An 18,037-nucleotide genomic window follows, 5' to 3' on the forward strand; every position below is an offset into this window, starting at 1 on the left:
GATCTGCGTGGTCGAGATGTCGGCATGGCCAAGAAGTTGCTGAACGGCTCTGAGATCGGCGCCGTTCTGCAGGAGATGGCTGGCAAAAGCATGGCGAAGCACATGCGGCGAGATCTTCGTCGACGCTATGCCGGACCGAGCGGCCAACCCCTTGAGATCGCGGGCGAAAACCTGCCGGGAGACATGGCCGCTGTCGGAAGAGGCCGGAAACAGGAACGGGCTCTCGGCAAAAGCCGGCCGCTCGGCCCTTACGGCGAGCCAGGCACGCATGGCGGCGCGCGCCTTGGTCGAGAGCGGCACCATGCGTTCCTTGTCGCCCTTGCCTCGCACCATGAAGAAGCGATCGTCGCGCAACGCCACCGTGACCGGCAGGCCGACCAGTTCCGACACGCGCAAGCCCGTTGCGTAGAGCACTTCGACCAGCGCGTGCAGGCGCAACGCGGCCAGCCTGTCGCCGTCTGGCCCGGATTCTCCGGCTTCCTGCGCTGCCCGGTCGAGCAGGCGCCCGGTCTCGGCTTCGCTCATCGTCTTCGGCAGCGGCCGGCCCTTGCGCGGGCTGTCCAGCGTGCCGGTCGGGTCGTCGCCGCGCAGCCCTTCGGCATAGAGGAATTTGAAGAACTGGCGGATCGCTGACAATTTGCGCGCCTGCGAGGTCGGCGCGAAGCCGCGCGCGGCGATGTCGTCGAGATAGGCGCGGATGTCGGCCGATCCCGCGCCCGCCAGTCCGCCCTTGATCGCCTCGGAAGCATCCTCCAGGTCGCGACGATAGGACGAAAGCGTGTTCTCGGCCGCGCCTCGCTCGGCGCTCATCATCTCGAGGAAGGCTTCGATGCGGGCGGCGCTGTTCATCGGGCCGGGATCAGCTCTTTGTCGGTGTTCGTGGGTCAGTTTTTCTTCGGGTTGAGCTTTTCAGCCGGAATGCGGATGCTCATTTCTGCTTTTTTCGGCTCCACGAACATCGCCAGCGCGAACATCGCGCCATAGGCAATGCCTGCAAGAACCGCCAGCGTCACGACGAAGCGAAACAAAGTCGGCATTCAATTTTCGCCCGTCTTGTTGTTCTGCTTTTCCAAAGCCCTGTGCCCTTATGGGACGCCGATCCGGTCAATTCAAGCACGAAGCATTCCGGTGAACAGGAGGTTTTGCCGGGGAAGCTTCGCGGCCGTTTGTCCGGCCGTGCTTGACGCAAACAGGCTTTTGATGTCGATACGGCGCAAAGAGGCCCCGATGAACGCTCTGCCACCAAATCCGACGGACGAAGGCCGCGCCGCGCTGATCGAACGGCTCGGAAGCCGGTCGATCGTCTTCGTCGGACTGATGGGCGCCGGCAAGACCGCGATCGGCCGCAAGGTGGCGGCGATGCTGTCGCTGCCCTTCATGGACAGCGACCAGGAGATCGAAAGCGTCTCGCGCATGACGGTGCCGGAGTTGTTCGAGCGCTATGGCGAGCCGGAATTCCGCGCGCTGGAGCAGCGGGTGATCCTGCGCCTGCTGGAGAACGGACCGCAAGTGCTGTCGACCGGCGGCGGCGCCTTTATGAATGCGCAGACGCGCGAGGCGATTTCCGCGCATGGCATATCGGTCTGGCTGAAGGCCGATCTGGATCTGTTGATGGAGCGCGTTTCGAAGAAGCAGAACCGGCCATTATTGAAGAATCCGGATCCGCGTGGCGTGCTGGAGAAGCTGATGGGCGAGCGCTATCCGGTCTACGCCATCGCCGACCTGACGGTGCCGACGCGCGACGATCGCAAGGAGATCATCGCCGGCGAAGTCGTCGCGGCGCTTTGCGCCCATCTCGGCCTCGACGCGATCGCAACGGGCGCTGCGAGCGCCACAACTGGCGAGAATCAGTCGTGAGCAATGCCGAACCGGTGAAGGTCGAGGTCGGACTCGGCGACCGCGCCTATGACATATTGATCGGTTCAGGATTGCTGGCGCGCTCCGGCGAGGAGATCGCGCGCCGGCTTCCCGGTACCCGCGCGGCCATCGTCACCGACGAAAATGTCGCCGCCGCACATCTCGACACGCTGAAGGCTGGGTTGGACAAAGGCGGCATCCAGTCCGCCGTCATCACGCTGCCTGTGGGCGAGAAGACCAAGAGCTTCGTCCATCTGGAGGAAGTGGTCGACGGCGTGCTCGCGGCAAGGCTCGAACGCCGCGACGTGGTGATCGCGCTCGGCGGCGGCGTCATCGGCGACCTTGCCGGCTTTGCTTCCGGCATTGTGCGCCGCGGTATGAATTTCGTGCAGATACCGACCTCGCTGCTGGCGCAGGTCGATTCTTCCGTCGGCGGCAAGACCGGCATCAACAGCGCGCGCGGCAAGAACCTCGTCGGCGTCTTCCACCAGCCCAGGCTGGTGCTTGCCGACACCCAGGTGCTCGACACGCTGCCGATCCGCGAGTTCCGCGCCGGCTATGCCGAGCTTGCCAAATACGGGCTGATCGACCGCCCGGCCTTCTTCGCCTGGCTCGAACAGAACTGGGGGCAAGTCCTCGCCGGCGGTCCGGCGCGGGTCGAGGCGATCGCCGAGGCCTGCCGCGCCAAGGCCGACGTCGTTGCCCGCGACGAGTTCGAGACCGGCGACCGCGCCTTGCTCAATCTCGGCCACACTTTCGGTCATGCGCTCGAAGCTGCCACGCAGTATGACGGGAGCCGGCTCGTCCATGGCGAGGGCGTCGCCATCGGCATGGCGCTGGCGCACCGCTTCTCGGCGCGTCTCAACCTGGCGAGTCCGGACGACGCGGAGCGCGTCGAAGCGCATCTGCGCGCCGTCGGCCTGCCTTGGCGGATGGCCGACATTCCGGGCGAGCTGCCGGACGCCGAGGCGCTGCTCGGCTTCATCACCCAGGACAAGAAGGTCTCGCGCGGCGCGCTGACCTTCATCCTGACGCGCGGCATCGGCCAGGCTTTCATCGCCAAGGACGTGCCGTCGTCGGAAGTGCTCTCCTTCCTCAAATCGAGCCATCCCGGATGGCTCGAGATGAGCCATCCCAGATGAACGGCGCCGGCTGGATCGTCGCCGCCGTCCTTGCCGCCATCGTGCTTTTGGCGCTTTTCTTCCGCGCCCGATTGCTTGCCGCTTGCGGCTATGCGCTGCGGCCGATCGAGCCGCCGCAGCGGTCCGAGCGCAATGGCAAGGATGAAGACGGCGACGAACCCCGGCGCGATGACACGGCTGCCGAGGAGCGCAATCGGCTTGAGGGCCTGTTCGATCTCGACGAGCTCGAAGTGTCGGATGTCATGGTCCACCGCACCAATATGCGCTCGGTCAATGCCGACAATGCGCCGGAAGCGGTGGTGCGCGAGATCCTGCAGAGCCCGCACACCCGCATGCCGCTGTGGAAGGGCTCGCTCGACAACATCGTCGGCGTGTTGCATGCGAAGGATCTGCTGAGGGCCCTCAACGAGGTCGGCAACGATTTTTCGCGGATCGACGTCATGAAGATCGCGGCCAAGCCGTGGTTCGTGCCGGACACCACCACCTTGCAGGAGCAGCTCAACGCCTTCCTGAGGCGCAAGGCGCATTTCGCCATCGTCGTCGACGAGTATGGCGAGGTCGAAGGGCTGGTGACGCTGGAAGACATCATCGAGGAGATCGTCGGCGAGATCGCCGACGAGCACGACATCGACATGCAGGGTGTGAAGAAAGAAGCGGACGGCTCGGTCGTCGTCGACGGCACGGTGCCAATCCGCGATTTGAACCGCGCGCTCGACTGGGACCTGCCCGACGAGGAAGCCACGACGATCGCCGGCCTCGTCATTCATGAGACGCAGTCGATCCCGGAGGAAAAGCAGGCCTTCACCTTCCACGGCAAGCGTTTCGTGGTGATGAAGCGCGAGAAGAACCGCATCGCCAGATTGAGGATACGTCCCGCCAGCGAGGGCTAAGGCGTGCCGATGTCCGGCGATGCCGCTCAGAGTTCCTTGGTCCAACGCTCGCTGAGTATCGCGCCGGTACCGGCATCGATTGCCGCCAGGCTGACATCATAGCCCCAGAGGTTGCGGATATGGCGCAGCGTCGCGTCGCGGCTCTGGCCCTCGAGCATGACGCCGTCCTTGACCGTGTGCTGGAGCCGCAGATGCCGGTCGCCGAGCAGGTCGACGTCAACCACCTGGATGTCGGGACGGTTGGCGCCGATATCGTAGCTTTGCGCCAACGCCGACCTTATCTTGCCATAGCCGCGCTCATTGTGAATCGAGGCTACCTCATAGTGCGGCTCGTCGGCACCGTCGGCCAGCACGAAGAGCCGCCATTTGCGGATCAGCCTTGGGCTCAGATACTGCCGGATGAAGGATTCGTCGCGATGGTTGGCCCAGGCGTCGAGCAAGGTGTCGCGCCAGTCGCCGCGGCCGGCGATGTCGGGAAACCAGTCGCGGTCCTCGGCGGTCGGCGCGGTCGAGATGCGCTGGATGTCCTGCATCATGTCGAGACCCAGCGCATAAGGATTGATGCCGGAAAAGCGGGGGTCGTCATAGGCCGGCTGGAAGACCACGTTCGAGTGGTTGCGCAGGATTTCGAGCATGGCGCCTTCGCTGATGCGGCCACGGTCGAACAGCATGTTCATGAGCGTGTAATGCACGAAGGTCGCGCAACCTTCGTTCATCACCTGGGTCTGCCGCTGCGGATAAAAATATTGCGCGATGACGCGCACGATCCTGACGATCTCGCGCTGCCAAGGCTCGAGGACGAGACTGTTCTTCTCGAGGAAATAGAGCAGGTTCTCTTCCGGTAGATTGAGCGATTTCTTCCGCTCGGCCGCGTCGTCGTCACCGGCTGTTTTGGTATCGCCACTCTCTTGCGAAGGCGGCAGTGTCCGCCAGAGATCGTTGAACGAACGCTCCTCGTATTCCAGGCGCTCGCGCAGCCCTTCGCGCTGCTGCTCGGACGACAGTCTCGGCGGCCGATGATAGCGAAACACCCCCTGCTCCATCAGCGCGTGGGCCGAATCCAGGATCGCCTCCACGGCCGCCATGCCATGCCGCTCCTCGCATCGGGCTATGTAGCTCTTGGCAAAATCCAGATAGCTCAGGATGCCGCCGGCGTCCGTCCATTGCCGGAAAAGGTGATTGTTCTTGAAGAAATGATTGTGTCCCAGCGCGGCATGCGCCGTCACCAAAGCCTGCAGGGCCATGGTGTTTTCTTCCATGAGGTAGACGATGCAGGGATTGGAGTTGATGACCAGTTCATAGGCCAGACCGCGTGCGCCCTTGCGGTACAGCAGTTCGTTGTAGAGGAAGTGCTTGCCGAATGACCAATGCCGGTACATCAGCGGCATGCCCACCGACGAATAGGCGTCGAGCATCTGCTCGGAAGAGATGATCTCCATCTGCACCGGGTAGATATCGAGATGAAGCTCTTCGAGGCCGATCGCTTCGATCTCGTCATAGACCCGGGACAGCTTGTTGAAATCCCAGTCCGACCCGGAAAACAGCAATTCGGATTTGCGCGCCTGACTGACCATCGGCCTATGTTCCTTCGAGCCTCAGTCCTCAAGCGCTCTTGCGCAGATCAGGTTGCCTGGCGAAGAGCTCGCGGAAGACCGGGTATATGTCGGCCGGCGCGGCGATGCGCCTCATCTGGAAATTCGGCCATTTTCCGTCGACGGCGTTGTAGGCGCGCCAGAGCGATGTGCCGTTCTCGGTCGAGCCGAAAATGTGGCTTTCCCGCTCGTCGATGATCTCCACATAGGCGAAATACTGGCAAAGCCGCATCAGCTTGCGGTCGAGCAGTTCTATGCAGCGCTCGGAATCGGTGGCGAAATTGTCGCCGTCGGAGGCCTGTGCGGCGTAGATGTTCCATTCTGCGACCGGGTAGCGTTCCTCGATGATGCGGTGCATTTCCTCGAGCGCGGTGGAGACGACCGTGCCGCCGCTTTCGGTGTGGTAGAAGAACGTATGCTCGTCCACCTCCTTGGCTTCGTGAGTGTGGCGGATGAAGACGACCTCGGTGCGTTCGTAGCGCCGTGTCAGAAACAGATGCAGCAGCACGAAGAAGCGTTTGGCCAGATCCTTCTCGCGCTCTCCCATCGAGCCGGAGACGTCCATCAAACAGAACATCACCGCGCTGGCGTTCGGCACCGGCTGGGGATCGAAGCGATTGAATCGGATATCGACCGGATCGACATAGGCAATTCGCCTGCGCCTGCGCTCGATCCGGTCGAACTCCTCGCGCAGGGCAGCGATGCGTTCGCTCATGGCCGTGCTTGCCGGCTTCGCTTCAAGCTCGGCAATCTGCAGGGCGATTGCGTCCAACTCCGCCTGCTTGGGGCGTCTGAGCGCGATGCGGCGCCCATGGCTGTTGCGCATCGTGCGCCCGACATTGATGTTGGTCGGCGCTCCGCTTGCCGTGAAGCCTGCCCGTCTCGGCTTGAAGCTCAGTATCTGCTTGAGATTGAGCTTGACCAGATCCGGCAGTTCGAGGTCCTCGAAGAAAAGGTCGAGCACTTCCTCGCGTGACAGCACAAAGCGGAAGTCGTCTTCGGATTCCGTGGTCCCTGGAGCCGATCCGTAGCCTCCTCCGCCGCCCGGTTTGGAGATGAGATCGCCAGGGCTGAATGTCCTGTTGCCGGGCAGGATGTGCTGGCGCCTGCCGCTTTCCTTGTCGTCGCCGAAGGTCGGTTCGCTGGTGCCCTTGCGAGGCATCGGCACGGCATGCTCGCGGTCAATGTCGGCGATACGACCTGTCCGGACGTGGTCGCGGATGCTGCGCTTGAGCTCATCACGGGCGCGCCGGAGGAAGCGCTGGCGATTGCCCAGGCTCTTGTCCTTAGGGTTCAGGCGGCGGTCGATGAAGATCGGCATGGAACCGTCCCGGCTTTGCTCAACCCGCCTTGTTCACGCGCATATACCAGTCGACCAGCCGGCGAACCTGCCGCTGGGTGTAGCCGCGTTCCACCATACGCTGCACGAATTCGTTGTGCCGCTTCTCCGTGACACTGTCCTGCTTGGAGCCGAAGCTGATCACCGGCAGCAGGTCCTCGACCTGGCCGAACATGCGCTTCTCGATGACCTCGCGAAGCTTTTCATAGCTCGTCCAGGAGGGATTGCGGCCGTGGTTGCGCGCCCGGGCACGCAAGGTGAATTTGACCACTTCGTTGCGGAAGTCCTTGGGGTTGGCGATGCCGGCCGGTTTTTCGACCTGCGACAATTCCTTATCGAGCACCTCGCGGTTGAGGATCTGGCCAGTGTCGGGGTCCTTGTAGTCCTGATCCTCGATCCAGGCGTCGGCATAGGCGATGTAGCGGTCGAAGAGGTTCTGACCGTACTCGCTGTAGGACTCCAGATAGGCCTTCTGGATCTCATGGCCGATGAACTCGGCATAGCGCGTCGCGAGTTCCGACTTGATGAATTCGAGGAAGGCGGCCTCCGTTTCCTTCGGGAATTGCTCGCGCTTGATGGCCTCCTCGAGGATGTACATCAGGTGCACGGGATCGGCCGCCACCTCCTTGGTGTCGTAGTTGAACGTCTGCGACAGGATCTTGAAGGCAAAGCGCGTGCTGACCCCGGTCATGCCCTCGTCGACGCCAGCAGCGTCGCGATACTCCTGGACCGACTTGGCCTTGGGGTCGATCTCCTTGAGGTTCTCGCCGTCATAGGCGCGCATCTTGGTGTAGAGCGGCGAGTTCTCGTGCTCGGCAAGGCGGGTCGAGACGGTGAAGCGGCTGAGAATGTCCAGCACTTCGGGCGCGCAGGGGCTGTTTGCCAGCTCGCTCTCGCGCAGCAGCTTCTCGTAAATGTGCCTCTCCTCGGTAACACGAAGGCAATAGGGAACCTTGACCACGAGGATGCGGTCGAGGAAGGCTTCGTTGTTCTTGTTGTTCTTGAACTGCTGCCATTCCGATTCGTTGGAATGGGCCACGACGATGCCCTGATAGGGGAAGGCACCGAAATTCTCGGTGCCGTTGTAGCTGCCTTCCTGGGTTGCCGTCAGCAATGGGTGCAGGACCTTGATGGGCGCCTTGAACATCTCGACGAATTCGAGCAGCCCTTGCGTGGTCCGGTTGAGGCCGCCGCTGTAGGAGTAGGCGTCCGGGTCGGACTGGCTGAAGTGCTCCAACTGCCTGATGTCGACCTTGCCGACCAGGGCCGAGACATCCTGATTGTTCTCGTCGCCGGGCTCGGTCTTGGCGATGGCGATCTGGCGCAGCCGCGACGGCATCAGCTTGACCACGCTGAATTTGGAGATGTCGCCCGACAGTTCGTCGAGGCGCTTGGCCGCCCAGGGCGAAATCAGTCCGTTCAGGCGGCGGCGGGCGATACCGTATTTATCCTCCAGCAGATCGCCCATGCGATCGGGATGGAAAAGGCCGAGCGGCGATTCGAAGACCGGGCTGATCTTATTGCCGACCTTGAGCGTGTAGATCGGGCGCTCCTCCATCAGCTTCTTCAGCCGTTCGGCCAGTGAGGATTTGCCGCCGCCGACCGGGCCGAGGAGATAGAGGATCTGCTTGCGCTCCTCGAGGCCCTGCGAGGCATAGCGGAAATATCCGGCGATGCGCTCGATCGTATCCTCCATTCCGTAGAAATCGGAGAAGGAGGGATAGATCTTGATGGTGCGGTTGGAGAAAATGCGGCCGAGCCGCTCGTCCTTGCTGGTGTCGACCAGGTTCGGCTCACCGATCGCCTCGACCATGCGTTCGGGCGCCGACGCATACATGGATTTGTCTTCGCGGCAGGCCAGGAGATATTGCTGCAGGCTGATCTCTTCCTGAGCCGCGTTGGAATAAATCTCCGAAAACAGATCGAAGACGTCTGATTGGTTCTCGCGCATGGTGCTTTGCCTCGGAGCCGGTGGGCTGCCAATCGGCTCATCGCTGCATCAACTGCCGGAAAGCACTCTTTGTTCCCTTCACATGAAGGATAGCGCATGCAATCTGGCATTGACCCGGGGGATACCCGACGCGGCCGAAAATGCTCGCCCGAGAAATACGTGGTGATTGCCGGCGGAGCTTCAAGGTCCTGATTTGGTTTGCTGCCCACAAGTTGTCATTATTGATCCAATCGAGGTGCGCGGCGCGCTTGCGCCGCAACCTGGCCGGAGATGACGATGATCGATCGACGCGGCTTTATCGCGGCATGCCTGGGGGCGCTGCTGCCGGCAGGTGCGTCAGCCGCCAGGCGTCCGGGCCGGCAGGCATCGCAAACCCTCGATTACGGTCCGGCCAGGCTCGATGTCTACGCGCCGGACGGCGCAAACAACCTGCCGGTGGTTTTCTTTGTCCATGGCGGCGCCTGGCGGTTCGGCAAACGCGGCCAGATCGGCTCAAAGCCGGACTTCCTGCTCGCCAATGGCTTCGTGTTCGTCTCGATCGATTACCGCATGCTGCCGGGAGCCGATGTCGCCACCCAGGCCGGCGACGTCGAAAAAGCCTACGCCTATGTGCGCGCCAACATCGCCCGATACGGCGGCGATCCCAGTCGCATCGTCGGCATGGGCCATTCGGCCGGGTGCCATCTGATCGCGCTGACCGGCATGCGCGGCGGTTTGCCCGGTGTCGCCGCGCTGATCCTGGACGATACCAGGGCCTATGATCTTGCGGCGCTTTCCAGGAATGGCGGCATGATGGGCGCCTATGCGCGTGCCTTTCCCGACCCGACACAATGGGCGGCGCTATCGCCGTCGACCTATGTCGAAGGCAGGAAACATCCGCCGACCTTCATCGCCTATTCGCGCGCGCCCGGGCGGGGCGAAGCGTCGAAGGCTTTCGCGGAACGCCTGCGCGCCACCGGCGCCAAGGTCACGCTGTTCGACGGCAGCGCCTATACGCATATGTCGATCAATCGCGATTTCGGCCAGGACGGCGACGCCTTGACCGCGGCTGTATTGGCCTTCCTCAAGGCGAGCGTCGGCTGAGAGCTTACCAGCGCGTCTTCTCGCCGGGTGCCGCCGGCTCGATCGCCAGCGCATGCACGCCGGCTTTCAATTCGTCCGCGAGCAATTCGTTGACGGCACGGTGGCGCTCGATGCGAGCCATGCCGGCAAAGCTCGGCGAAACGATGCGAACGCGAAAATGCGTCTCGCCGCCGCCGTCGAACGTCGCGTGGTGGCCGGACTCGACGTGATGATGCCCGGCGTGAAGGTGGCTCTCATTGATGACCGCTAGCCGTTCGGGCGAAAATGCCGCTTTCAGCTTGTTTTCGATTGTCGACTGTATGGACATCCGGGTTTCCCTTCCCCACATCTGCGGCATAGCCGCAAAATCTTGAATTCGACCGCTTTTAAGCCGCGATTCAGCGGTTAGGGCGATCATCGGCGAAATGTCAATTCTTGTTTCGCACATGCGAACAGCCCATAAATGGGTGAGATGAAAGCGTACCCCAAATATTTCGAGAAAATTCGAATTCGGCCGGAGAAGGACGCGGAGCTGAAGTCGCGCGCCCCGATCTGCCAGTGGGACGGCTGCAACGAAGCCGGCACGCATCGCGCGCCGGTCGGGCGCCTCAAGGAGGGCGAGTATTTTCGCTTCTGCTTCGACCATGTGCGCGAATACAACAAGGGCTTCAATTACTTCTCCGGCGTGTCGGACACTGAGATCGCCCGCTTCCAGAAGGAGGCGCTGACCGGCCACAGGCCGACATGGCGCATGGGCGCCAATGGCGGCGGGACGCGCTCGGCGCCGGATTTCGCGCAGCAGCGTTCGGGACGGGCCGGCTACTACAACCGCATGCGCGATCCCTTCAACCTGTTCAGCGGCGGAGCACGCGAGCCGCGCGAGCGCAAGGCAAAGCCACTTGAGGCCAAGGCGCTGGAAACGCTTGGCCTTGACACAAAGGCGACTGGTCAGGACATCAAGGCGCGCTATAAGGAACTCGTTAAGCGCCACCATCCGGATGCGAATGGCGGCGACAGAGGTTCGGAAGACCGGTTCCGCGATGTGCTGCAGGCCTATCGCGTGCTCAAGCAAGCAGGATTGTGCTGAGCGGCCCCACGGTACCAAGTCGTTTTTCCAACTTTCATATGGTTGGAAAAGGCTCTAAGACCGCCCCCGGACAAAATCGATTGCCGGCGAAACGCGGCGTTTCGCCCGTGGAGACGTTGATAGTGATGAACAAGGTCGATCGCGACATCGCCAACCTGCCCGACACGACCGTGCCGGTGAAGGAGAAATTCGGCTTCGATTCCAAGATGATCGTTCCCGCATATTCGGCGGCGACGGAGCATGTGCCGGACATCGACCCGGACTATCTGTTCGACAAGGCGACGACACTGGCGATCCTCGCCGGCTTTGCCTACAACCGCCGCGTCATGGTGTCGGGCTATCACGGCACCGGCAAGTCGACGCATATCGAGCAGGTCGCAGCGCGGCTCAACTGGCCCTGCGTGCGCGTCAACCTCGACAGCCATGTCAGCCGCATCGACCTCGTCGGCAAGGACGCCATCGTCGTCAAGGAAGGGCTGCAGGTCACCGAATTCCGTGACGGCATCCTGCCCTGGGCCTATCAGCACAATGTGGCGCTCTGCTTCGACGAATATGATGCCGGCCGTCCGGACGTGATGTTCGTCATCCAGCGCGTGCTGGAATCGTCGGGCCGCCTGACCCTGCTCGACCAGAGCCGGGTCATCCGCCCGCACCCTGCATTCCGGCTGTTCGCCACCGCCAACACGGTCGGCCTCGGCGACACCACGGGGCTCTATCACGGCACGCAGCAGATCAACCAGGCGCAGATGGACCGCTGGTCGATCGTCACCACGCTCAATTACCTGCCGCACGACAATGAAGTGAATATCGTGCTGGCCAAGGCCAAGCACTATCGCGACAGCAAGGGCAAGGACATCGTCAACAAGATGGTGCGCGTCGCCGACATGACGCGTTCGGCCTTCATCAACGGCGACCTGTCGACCGTGATGAGCCCGCGCACCGTCATCACCTGGGCCGAGAACGCCGAGATTTTCGGCGATATCGGCATGGCGTTCCGGCTGACCTTCCTCAACAAGTGCGACGAGCTGGAGCGTTCGGTGGTGGCCGAGTTCTACCAGCGCGCCTTCGGTGAGGATCTGCCGGAGAGCGCCGCCAACGTGGTGCTGGGGTAGGCGCGCGGCTGAAGAGGCCTCCAGCCTTTCAGCATGAATCGCGCAGGGAATGATCATGGCGGGTCCAGGCGACAACACGCGCAACAAGCCGAAGAACGGGTCTGAAGCCGACAGCTTCAAGCGCGCGGTGACCGTGTGCATGCGCGCCGTCGCCGGCGACAAGGACCTCGAGGTCGGTTTTGCCAAGGACCGGCCAGCTTTGGCCGGCAACCGCGCGCGCCTGCCCGAACTGCCGAAGAAAGCGTCCCGCAACGACATTGCGATCACGCGCGGCCTGGGCGATTCCATGGCGCTAAAGCGCGCCTGTCACGATCAACGCATCCACAACAGGCTGGCGCCGGAAGGCAAGCTGGCGCGTTCCATCTTCGACGCCGTCGAGCAGGCGCGCGTCGAGGCGATCGGCAGCCGCGCCATGCAGGGCGTGGCCGACAATATCGGTTCGATGCTCGAGGACAAATACGCCAAAGCGAACCTCGTCGACGTCAGGGACAAGGCGGACGCGCCGCTCGAGGAAGCGATTGCGCTGATGGTGCGCGAGAAGCTCACCGGACGTTCCGTGCCGAAGAGCGGCGAGCGGCTGGTCGATCTCTGGCGTCCCTGGATCGAGGAAAAGGCGAGCGGCGAGCTGGACGGCCTGTCGGCCAAGCTCGAGGATCAGCAGGCCTTTGCCCGTGTCGTGCGCGACATGCTGGTTTCCATGGAAATGGCCGAGCAACTCGGCGAAGACCAGGAAACCGACGACTCGGAGGAAAACGAAGAGAACGAGCAGCAGGGCGAGGAACAGAGCGAGGAAGGCGGCGAGGAGGATTCAGGCTCCGAGCAGTCGCAGTCGGAAGATGCCGAAGCCTCCGCCGACGACGAAGAGTCGGCCGAGACCGAAGCGACCGACGCCACCTCCGACGACCTGTCCGATGAGGACGACGCCGACGCCGAGACGCCGGGCGAGGCCAAGCGCAACGACAATCCGTTCCTGAACCTGCCGAAAGAGATCGATTACAAGGTGTTCACCACCGCCTTCGACGAGACGGTGGGCGCCGAGGAACTGTGCGAGGAAGAGGAACTCGACCGGCTGCGCGCCTTCCTCGACAAGCAGCTCGCCAACCTTTCCGGCGTCGTCGGGCGGCTCGCCAACCGGCTGCAGCGCCGGCTGATGGCGCAGCAGAACCGCTCCTGGGATTTCGACCTGGAGGAAGGCTATCTCGATCCGGCTCGCCTGGTGCGCGTCGTCATCGACCCGATGCAGCCGCTGTCCTTCAAGCAGGAGCGCGACACAAAGTTCCGCGACACGGTGGTGTCGCTGGTGCTCGACAATTCGGGCTCCATGCGCGGCCGGCCGATCACCGTCGCCGCGACCTGCGCCGACATCCTGGCGCGCACGCTGGAGCGCTGCGGCGTTTCGGTCGAAATCCTCGGCTTCACCACGCGGGCGTGGAAAGGCGGGCAGGCGCGCGAGAAATGGCTGAAGGATGGCAAGCCGCCTAATCCCGGCCGGCTCAACGACCTGCGCCACATCATCTATAAATCCGCCGATCACCCGTGGCGGCGCGCGCGGCGCAATCTCGGGCTGATGATGCGCGAGGGCCTGCTCAAGGAAAACATCGACGGCGAGGCGCTGCTGTGGGCGCATAACCGGCTGATCGGCCGGCCGGAGCAGCGCAAGATCCTGATGATGATCTCCGACGGCGCGCCGGTCGACGATTCCACGCTGTCGGTCAATCCGGGCAATTACCTGGAACGCCATCTGCGGGCGGTCATCGAGCTGATCGAAACGCGCTCGCCGGTCGAGCTTCTGGCGATCGGCATCGGCCATGACGTCACGCGCTATTATCGCCGCGCCGTCACCATCGTCGATGCCGAGGAACTCGCCGGCGCCATGACCGAGCAGCTCGCCTCGCTGTTCGGCGAGGAGAGCGCACGCGACACGCGGCGCGGCGGATTGCGACGCGCCGGATGATCCTTTCGGGGCGGTGTGCGCGGCGGACGCTTTTCGCCTGCGTGCTGGCCTGCGCATCGCCGGCAATTGCCGCTCCAGGAACTCCCGTCGCAACAGTCGGGATTTCGGCGCGGCCGATCAGCCAGTTCCATATCGGCCGCGACGAGACGCGGTTCGGGCCGCTTGAATTCGTCGGCGGGCTGGAGATGACTTCGCAGGCGCGCGATTTTGGCGCGCTGTCGGCCTTTCGCTTTCTGAAGCCGGGCAGCGACTTCATCGGCGTCGCCGACACCGGCTTCTGGTTCTTCGGCACGATCACGCATGACGCCGACCGACGTCCGTCGGGCGTTTCGAACTTCCGCATGCAGCAGATGGTCGACGCTTCGGGCCGGCCGATCGACCGGAAATGGAAGGCCGACGCCGAGGGGCTCGCGGTCAGGGACGGTATCGCCACCGTCGGCTTTGAGCGCGACCAGCGCGTCGCCCAGTTCAGGATCGATCCCGACAATATGAAAGCCCCGGTCAGGCAGCTCGACTATCAGGTCCCCGCCGAGGAGCTGCGCCAGAACCGCGGCTTCGAGACCGTCACCCATGCCAATCCTTATGGGCAGCACGCGGGCGGCCTGGTTGTGGTCTCGGAGAGGAGCCTCGATGAAGCCGGCAACGTCTATGCCGCCATCATCGAGGGACCGCATAAGGGCATCTTCACCGTCAGGCGCGACGGCGATTTCGATATAACCGACGGCGCCTTCCTGCCGGTTGGCGACCTGTTGCTGCTGGAGCGCAGTTTTTCGATCGCGCGCGGGGTGAAAATGCGGCTGCGGCGCATCTATGGCGAAAGCGTCGAGAAGGGCGCGGTCGCCGACGGGCCGGTGCTGATGGAAGCCGATGTGGGCTACCAGATCGACAATATGGAAGGGCTGGACGTCTGGACCCGCGACGACGGCGCGCTGATGGTGTCGCTGATATCCGACGACAACCATTCGATCCTGCAGCGCAACCTCTACCTGGAATTCATCCTGCACCAGGATTGACGACGGCTGGTTGGCATGGATTCAGCCGTGCCGACGGTGGACGCCGAGAGATTACCGGCCGACGTGGCGGACTTCGTTCATCACGAAATTGGCCGCGCGCTTGCTCCGGTTGCGGATCTTGAGCGTCGCGGTGTTGTCCACGAAATAGGTATGAAGGATGCTGTCGCGGGTACGGACTTCCGGTCCGACGGTGTCGACCGCGTGCCAGGTGTCGGTGCCGACCGCAAAGGCGTAGCCGGTGTTCGGCGAAAACGACATCCGGTGCGAATTCTCGAAATGCCCGTCCGGCATGCGCTCGGCGAAGCGGGTGCCGATATGGTTGATCGAGTCGTCCTCCGGCAGGTAGAACTGGACCGTGATGCCCTTCCATTTCGTGTCGGTATGGAAGCCGATCTTGTAGCCCGCCACGTCGCGCGTCAGCATCGGCACCGGATACATGCCGACCTTCATGAAGTCCGAGCCGAACCGGCGCTCCAAGCCCGGGGCAAGGCGGCGCATGAATGCGTCCTTAAGCTGCGGCGCGTGCAATGCCTTGCCAACCAGGGACCAGACCGCCCGTTTCTCTTCCGGCAGATGGCGGATGTATTCGGGGTAGAGGTCGATCTTGATCCGCGTTGCGGTGCCGTCGGCCTTGATGTTCACATTGTTGCGTCCCTTGAGCGCACGATATTCGCGCGCCTCCGGCATGGCGGCGCGCATGCGCTGATAAAGGTCCGCCGGGAAAACATCGGTCATTTCCAGATGCCAGAAAGGCTTTTCCACAAAGGCGGCACGGTTCACGGCGTCCACCATGTGGGAGACAACATGCTGCAGCGTTTGTGTGGCTGATGCTGGCGCCGCCGCGCCCTCTATGGCCGACATGGATGTCTTCTCCCCAAGCTAAAACCCCGAATCCAAATTTCTTGAATACATATATCGCCGCCTAAACGAGATGCTAACCAAAGCACAGGCTGGATTGCAACGATCCACGGGACTGATTTCGATAGCGGCTTTCTAAATCACGCAGTGAAATTGCATCAGCGCAGAGCAGGCGTATTGCGAAGGGCGCTGTCGACGATGCTGATATGGCCGCGGGCCGATATTCAACGAACCTTGTAGATCTCGATCGGCTTTCCCGCGGTAGACTGGTCCAGTTCGAGCCACTCAGGCAGGTCGCCCCGCAGCAACGCCGCGACAAGGCCCTTCGGCGCGTCCAGAGCCAGCGATATCTCTTCCGTGTTGCCGCGGCAGATCGCGACCAGCCCGACATGCTCGCGTTCGATGACGGCGCGGGCGGCGTCCGGCGTCCCCATGAAAGCGTCGAGCATGGCGAGATTGCCGCCGACATTGCGGTGGTAAGGGCCGGCCAGCGCCCGATGGCCGGTGAACGCCAATATTCCCGAGCCGAGATTGGACGAGGCAAGCACCGTCGTCGCGGGCATCGCGGCAAGATCGTGGAAGTCGCCCGGCTTGCCGCAGGTCACGGCATGGTCGGGGTCGGAATTAACCCGCTGTGGCGCCTGCCGAACCACGGACTGCGCCGCCACCGCGACCCCAGCCCAGGTCGCGTTGAGCGAGACCAGCCACGCCATGACGATGCCGGTGGAAAGGCGCCACGAGGGCGCGGCGTCCGCCCGCAGGCGGATTCTCGCGATCCAGGCCGAAAGCGGCAGCACGGCGATGGCGACGGAGAAGGTCGAGCCGCGCACCTGCCATAGGCTGACGCCGAAGGCGACGACGAGCAGGATGGCGGCGAGCATCTCGGCGCGGCGCAGGCGACGGGTTCGGAGCTGAAAGCCGACCAGCAGGATCGCGATGAAGGGCGTCACATAGCGCGCCGCCATCAGCTTCGGCTGGTGAATGGCGACGCTCCAGAACGGCTGCGCTTCGACGACGTCGGCCAGCCAATAGGTGCGGATACGTTCGTCCATGCCCGCATAGGGCGATGCCAGGCATTGCGGGAAGAACACGACCACAACCACCGCGACCGCCGCCATCAGCGCCAGCATCGAAACCAGCCGCGCCCGGCGGCTGGATGCGGCAAAGGTACTGGCGATCACGAGGCCGAAGCCGGACAATGCGGCAACGGCGAACTGGAAAGAGGAGAAGGCGTCGCATTGGGCCACGCCCCAGTCGGCGGGCCGGATGGTCGCCACGAAGACCAGGGAGGCTATGCCGGCAAATCCGATGCCAAAGCCTCGTGCCGTGCCGCGCTCCTTGTCGTCGAGGATGAACAGGACAGCGGCGCAGATGCCGAGCACCGCCACATAGGGAGCCGTCTCCATGCCGACCGCGAGCGTCAGGCCGGCGCAAATGCCCGACAGAAGGGCAGCGGGCCGCCAGAAGGGCGCTTCCATCAGAAGCCAGAGGCCGGCCGCCGTCAGCAGCAGCTGGACATTGTGGTGATCGATCACGCCCGGGCTGTAGATCACCAGGTAGAAAAGCGCCGCCGTCGACAGAATGACTGCCGGCATCGCGACATTCGCAGCGGCGAAGCGCTGCGAGGCGCGCATGAGCACGAATATGGTCAGCCCGTAGAGGAGGGTCGGCCAGATGATCTGCGCGGCGCGCTCGGCGGTGGCCGTGCTGGCGCCCAGCGCATCGAAGGCCATAATGATCAGCGCGAGCGGCGCGTCCACCAAGCGCGACCAATGCATGACGAAGCCGCCCGAGGTGCCCATCCTGTATTGGTGGAGATCGAACCAGCTTTGGCCGCCGAGCAGGTCGCGAACCTCGACCAGCCGCAGCATGCTGTCATTGTCGGCGCCATAGTCGCCAAGGGTCGGAAAACCGGAAACGGCGTTGATCGTCAGCACCACCAGCATGGCGCACAGCGCAAGCAGAAGGTCGTTTTTCCAACCGGTGCCTTGCACGGTCATGCTGATCGCAATGCCCTAGAGCAATTCCAGGAAAAGTGTGCCACGGTTTTCCGTCAGGAATTGCGTCAAAACAAAGAGATAGAGTGGTCCGCCGTTTCCGTGAACGGCGGACCACTCTGGAGAATTTTCGCGATCCTGCACGATCGGGCGTAACAAAGCGTAAAGCCGCCGCGGCTGTGG

At 63.1% G+C, this 18,037-nt stretch carries 16 protein-coding genes; 8 read left to right on the forward strand and 8 right to left on the reverse strand.

Annotated elements, in window-relative coordinates:
* On the reverse strand, window positions 1–849 hold an 849-nt coding region (locus FJ423_RS26075; protein ID WP_140845856.1), incomplete at its 3' end, for a site-specific tyrosine recombinase XerD.
* A gap of 35 nt (window positions 850–884) precedes the next feature.
* Entirely contained in the window at window positions 885–1,037 is a 153-nt protein-coding gene (locus FJ423_RS26080; RefSeq protein ID WP_042643428.1) for a hypothetical protein, read from the reverse strand.
* 190 nt (window positions 1,038–1,227) lie between these two features.
* On the opposite strand from FJ423_RS26080, the gene FJ423_RS26085 reads away from it, so the two are divergent.
* The 3 genes from FJ423_RS26085 to FJ423_RS26095 are packed head-to-tail and all read left to right on the forward strand — an operon-like array spanning window position 1,228 to window position 3,889.
* Window positions 1,228–1,857, forward strand: coding sequence for a shikimate kinase (locus FJ423_RS26085; RefSeq protein WP_140845857.1), 630 nt, complete (start codon window positions 1,228–1,230; stop codon window positions 1,855–1,857).
* Window positions 1,854–2,999, forward strand: a complete 1,146-nt coding sequence (gene aroB, locus FJ423_RS26090) for a 3-dehydroquinate synthase (protein ID WP_140845858.1) — start codon at window positions 1,854–1,856, stop codon at window positions 2,997–2,999. The genes FJ423_RS26085 and aroB overlap by 4 nt, the downstream gene beginning before the upstream one ends.
* Window positions 2,996–3,889 carry a transporter associated domain-containing protein gene (locus FJ423_RS26095; RefSeq protein ID WP_140845859.1) on the forward strand — a complete coding sequence of 298 codons (894 nt, stop codon included), beginning with the start codon at window positions 2,996–2,998 and terminating at the stop codon, window positions 3,887–3,889. The genes aroB and FJ423_RS26095 overlap by 4 nt, the downstream gene beginning before the upstream one ends.
* 26 nt (window positions 3,890–3,915) lie before the next feature.
* Here the strand turns inward: FJ423_RS26095 and FJ423_RS26100 are convergent, their stop codons facing one another.
* Genes FJ423_RS26100 through FJ423_RS26110 form a run of 3 tightly spaced genes read right to left on the reverse strand, consistent with a single transcriptional unit; the run spans window position 3,916 to window position 8,771 of the window.
* The gene (locus FJ423_RS26100) at window positions 3,916–5,463 is read right to left on the reverse strand and encodes a SpoVR family protein (RefSeq protein ID WP_140845860.1); all 1,548 of its coding nucleotides are present in this window, start codon (window positions 5,461–5,463) and stop codon (window positions 3,916–3,918) included.
* A 28-nt stretch (window positions 5,464–5,491) separates the two neighbouring features.
* Window positions 5,492–6,802 (reverse strand): YeaH/YhbH family protein, encoded by a 1,311-nt coding sequence (locus tag FJ423_RS26105; RefSeq protein WP_095767434.1) that lies wholly within the window; start codon window positions 6,800–6,802, stop codon window positions 5,492–5,494.
* A 19-nt stretch (window positions 6,803–6,821) separates the two neighbouring features.
* On the reverse strand, window positions 6,822–8,771 hold the full coding sequence (locus FJ423_RS26110) for a PrkA family serine protein kinase (RefSeq protein WP_140845861.1): 1,950 nt from the start codon (window positions 8,769–8,771) through the stop codon (window positions 6,822–6,824).
* Window positions 8,772–9,047: 276 nt separating this feature from the next.
* Between FJ423_RS26110 and FJ423_RS26115 the strand changes: the two genes are divergently transcribed.
* Entirely contained in the window at window positions 9,048–9,854 is an 807-nt protein-coding gene (locus FJ423_RS26115) for an alpha/beta hydrolase (RefSeq protein WP_140845862.1), read from the forward strand.
* A gap of 4 nt (window positions 9,855–9,858) precedes the next feature.
* Here the strand turns inward: FJ423_RS26115 and FJ423_RS26120 are convergent, their stop codons facing one another.
* On the reverse strand, window positions 9,859–10,161 hold the full coding sequence (locus FJ423_RS26120) for a BolA family protein (RefSeq protein WP_140845863.1): 303 nt from the start codon (window positions 10,159–10,161) through the stop codon (window positions 9,859–9,861).
* A gap of 135 nt (window positions 10,162–10,296) precedes the next feature.
* Here FJ423_RS26120 and FJ423_RS26125 point away from each other — a divergent pair, with 135 nt between their 5' ends.
* The 4 genes from FJ423_RS26125 (at window position 10,297) to FJ423_RS26140 (ending at window position 14,999) form a co-directional block, all read left to right on the forward strand.
* Window positions 10,297–10,920 carry a J domain-containing protein gene (locus tag FJ423_RS26125; protein WP_095767437.1) on the forward strand — a complete coding sequence of 208 codons (624 nt, stop codon included), beginning with the start codon at window positions 10,297–10,299 and terminating at the stop codon, window positions 10,918–10,920.
* A gap of 125 nt (window positions 10,921–11,045) precedes the next feature.
* Complete coding sequence (gene cobS / locus FJ423_RS26130; RefSeq protein ID WP_095767438.1) at window positions 11,046–12,032, forward strand: cobaltochelatase subunit CobS; 987 nt, start codon at window positions 11,046–11,048, stop codon at window positions 12,030–12,032.
* A 55-nt stretch (window positions 12,033–12,087) separates the two neighbouring features.
* The gene (gene cobT / locus FJ423_RS26135; RefSeq protein WP_095767560.1) at window positions 12,088–13,986 is read left to right on the forward strand and encodes a cobaltochelatase subunit CobT; all 1,899 of its coding nucleotides are present in this window, start codon (window positions 12,088–12,090) and stop codon (window positions 13,984–13,986) included.
* Complete coding sequence (locus FJ423_RS26140; RefSeq protein WP_140845864.1) at window positions 13,983–14,999, forward strand: esterase-like activity of phytase family protein; 1,017 nt, start codon at window positions 13,983–13,985, stop codon at window positions 14,997–14,999. Before cobT ends, FJ423_RS26140 begins: the two co-directional genes overlap by 4 nt.
* Window positions 15,000–15,050: 51 nt before the next feature.
* Here the strand turns inward: FJ423_RS26140 and FJ423_RS26145 are convergent, their stop codons facing one another.
* Window positions 15,051–15,860, reverse strand: a complete 810-nt coding sequence (locus FJ423_RS26145; RefSeq protein WP_140845865.1) for a hypothetical protein — start codon at window positions 15,858–15,860, stop codon at window positions 15,051–15,053.
* Window positions 15,861–16,081: 221 nt separating this feature from the next.
* Window positions 16,082–17,857: a GtrA family protein gene (locus FJ423_RS26150; RefSeq protein ID WP_140845866.1), complete on the reverse strand. Its 1,776-nt coding sequence runs from the start codon at window positions 17,855–17,857 to the stop codon at window positions 16,082–16,084.
* Window positions 17,858–18,037 lie beyond the last annotated feature (180 nt).

This window comes from Mesorhizobium sp. B2-8-9, from assembly GCF_006439475.1.
Classification (GTDB): domain Bacteria; phylum Pseudomonadota; class Alphaproteobacteria; order Rhizobiales; family Rhizobiaceae; genus Mesorhizobium.

Coding starts and splice junctions, on each gene's coding strand:
- FJ423_RS26080 (WP_042643428.1), bottom strand. CDS start 1,037: ATGCCGACTTTGTTTCGCTTCGTCGTGACGCTGGCGGTTCTTGCAGGC.
- FJ423_RS26085 (WP_140845857.1), top strand. CDS start 1,228: ATGAACGCTCTGCCACCAAATCCGACGGACGAAGGCCGCGCCGCGCTG.
- FJ423_RS26095 (WP_140845859.1), top strand. CDS start 2,996: ATGAACGGCGCCGGCTGGATCGTCGCCGCCGTCCTTGCCGCCATCGTG.
- FJ423_RS26100 (WP_140845860.1), bottom strand. CDS start 5,463: ATGGTCAGTCAGGCGCGCAAATCCGAATTGCTGTTTTCCGGGTCGGAC.
- FJ423_RS26105 (WP_095767434.1), bottom strand. CDS start 6,802: ATGCCGATCTTCATCGACCGCCGCCTGAACCCTAAGGACAAGAGCCTG.
- FJ423_RS26110 (WP_140845861.1), bottom strand. CDS start 8,771: ATGCGCGAGAACCAATCAGACGTCTTCGATCTGTTTTCGGAGATTTAT.
- FJ423_RS26115 (WP_140845862.1), top strand. CDS start 9,048: ATGATCGATCGACGCGGCTTTATCGCGGCATGCCTGGGGGCGCTGCTG.
- FJ423_RS26120 (WP_140845863.1), bottom strand. CDS start 10,161: ATGTCCATACAGTCGACAATCGAAAACAAGCTGAAAGCGGCATTTTCG.
- FJ423_RS26125 (WP_095767437.1), top strand. CDS start 10,297: ATGGGTGAGATGAAAGCGTACCCCAAATATTTCGAGAAAATTCGAATT.
- cobS (WP_095767438.1), top strand. CDS start 11,046: ATGAACAAGGTCGATCGCGACATCGCCAACCTGCCCGACACGACCGTG.
- cobT (WP_095767560.1), top strand. CDS start 12,088: ATGGCGGGTCCAGGCGACAACACGCGCAACAAGCCGAAGAACGGGTCT.
- FJ423_RS26140 (WP_140845864.1), top strand. CDS start 13,983: ATGATCCTTTCGGGGCGGTGTGCGCGGCGGACGCTTTTCGCCTGCGTG.
- FJ423_RS26145 (WP_140845865.1), bottom strand. CDS start 15,860: ATGTCGGCCATAGAGGGCGCGGCGGCGCCAGCATCAGCCACACAAACG.
- FJ423_RS26150 (WP_140845866.1), bottom strand. CDS start 17,857: ATGACCGTGCAAGGCACCGGTTGGAAAAACGACCTTCTGCTTGCGCTG.